2 protein-coding genes and 1 pseudogene are annotated in these 1,962 nt (G+C 65.8%); all 3 read left to right on the forward strand.

The genetic code is table 11. The annotated features are described in order from the left end of the window. Positions 1–106 (forward strand): hypothetical protein (locus JV551A3_RS31105; protein WP_235874620.1); only part of this gene is annotated, 106 nt, incomplete at its 5' end. A 165-nt stretch (positions 107–271) separates the two neighbouring features. Next, positions 272–1,639 carry an NAD(P)-dependent oxidoreductase gene (locus tag JV551A3_RS20595; protein ID WP_133979082.1) on the forward strand — a complete coding sequence of 456 codons (1,368 nt, stop codon included), beginning with the start codon at positions 272–274 and terminating at the stop codon, positions 1,637–1,639. Beyond that, a pseudogene (locus JV551A3_RS20600) lies at positions 1,640–1,962 on the forward strand (NAD-dependent dihydropyrimidine dehydrogenase subunit PreA); the annotation flags it as partial.

Here is a 1,962-nt window from a genome sequence, read left to right on the forward strand (position 1 = left end):
GGAAAAGGGCGCGGGGCGTTATGTGGAACGGCCGGCGTATCCGTCGGTGTATGAGGTGCTGGGGCGCAGGGCCGAAGTGCAGCGGCCGACGCCCGTGCAGCGTTAAGGCCATTGGGGCTGCTGCGCAGCCCATCGCGACACAAGGCCGCTCCTACATGAGTGCGCGGTTCCTTGTAGGAGCGGCCTGGTGTCGCGATGGGTCGCGCAGCGGCCCTAGAAAACACCGCAATGCTTGTCGCCTGCATCCATAAAAAATAGAGAGGCTACAACCGTGATCGACGCCCTGAACCACTTGCCGCGCCCCCGGGCCGGCGCCGACCAACTAGCCGAGCGCTTCAGCGACCTGGCCCCACCCCTCACCGCCCGCCAGGCCGCCGTCGAAAGCGCACGCTGCCTGTATTGCTATGACGCCCCCTGCGTCAACGCCTGCCCCAGCGACATCGACATCCCGTCGTTCATCCACCGCATCAGCGACGAAAACCTGCAAGGCGCCGCCGAGCGCATCCTTTCGGCCAACATTCTCGGCGGCAGTTGCGCCCGCGTCTGCCCAACCGAAATCCTTTGCCAGCAAGCCTGCGTGCGCAATAACGCGCAGGAATGCGCACCGGTGCTGATCGGCCAGTTGCAGCGCTATGCCCTGGACAACGCACACTTCACCGAGCACCCGTTCCAGCGCTCGCCGGCCACCGGCAAGCGCATTGCCGTGGTCGGTGCCGGCCCTGCCGGGCTGTCGTGCGCCCACCGCCTGGCCATGCATGGGCATGATGTGGTGGTATTCGAGGCCTGCGACAAGGCCGGCGGCCTCAACGAGTACGGCATCGCCCGCTACAAGCTGGTGGACGACTATGCCCAGCGTGAAGTGGAATTCCTGCTCGGCATCGGTGGCATCGAAATTCGCCATGGCCAGCGCCTGGGTAGCAACCTCGGCCTGGGCGAACTGCGCGACCAGTACGACGCAGTGTTCCTCGGCCTGGGCCTGAATGCCGTGCGCCAGCTCGGCCTGCCGGATGAAGAAGCCCCCGGCATGCTCGCCGCCACCGCATACATCCGCGAACTGCGCCAAGCCGATGACCTCAGCCAGTTGCCCCTGGCTGACCGCTGCCTGGTGATCGGTGCCGGCAACACCGCGATCGACATGGCCGTGCAGATGAGCCGCCTGGGTGCCCGCGATGTCAACCTGGTGTACCGCCGCGGCCATGCCGACATGGGTGCCACCGGCCACGAGCAGGACATCGCCAAGGCCAACCAGGTACGCCTGCACACCTGGGCCCGCCCCGATGCGGTACTGCTGGACGAAAGCGGCAGGGTGCGCGGCATGCGCTTTGCCCGCACCGAGCTGGCAGACGGCCGCCTGCGCGACACCGGCGAAACCTTCGAGCTGGCTGCCGATGCCATTTTCAAGGCCATCGGCCAACGCTTCGACGACGCCAGCCTCGGCGACCCGGTGGCAGCACAACTGGTGCGCATTGGTGAGCGCATCCGCGTCGACGAAACGATGCAGACCAGCCTGCCGGGCGTATATGCCGGCGGCGACTGCACTGCCCTGGGCCAGGACCTTACCGTCCAGGCCGTGCAACACGGCAAGCTGGCTGCCGAAGCCATCCATGCCCAACTCATGCTCAACGTGGAGGCTGCGTAAATGGCCGACCTGTCCATCGAATTTGCCGGTATCAAGGCCCCCAACCCGTTCTGGCTGGCCTCCGCACCGCCAACCGACAAGGCCTACAACGTGGTCCGCGCCTTCGAGGCCGGCTGGGGTGGCGTAGTGTGGAAAACACTGGGCGAAGACCCGGCGGCAGTCAACGTGTCGTCGCGCTACTCGGCGCATTACGGCGCCAACCGCCAGGTGCAGGGCATCAACAACATCGAGCTCATCACCGATCGCTCACTGGACATCAACCTGCGCGAAATCACCCAGGTNAAGAAAGACTGGCCCGACCGCGCGCTGATCGTGTCACTGAT

This window comes from Pseudomonas inefficax (genome assembly GCF_900277125.1).
In the GTDB taxonomy this organism is placed as follows: Bacteria; Pseudomonadota; Gammaproteobacteria; order Pseudomonadales; family Pseudomonadaceae; genus Aquipseudomonas; species Aquipseudomonas inefficax.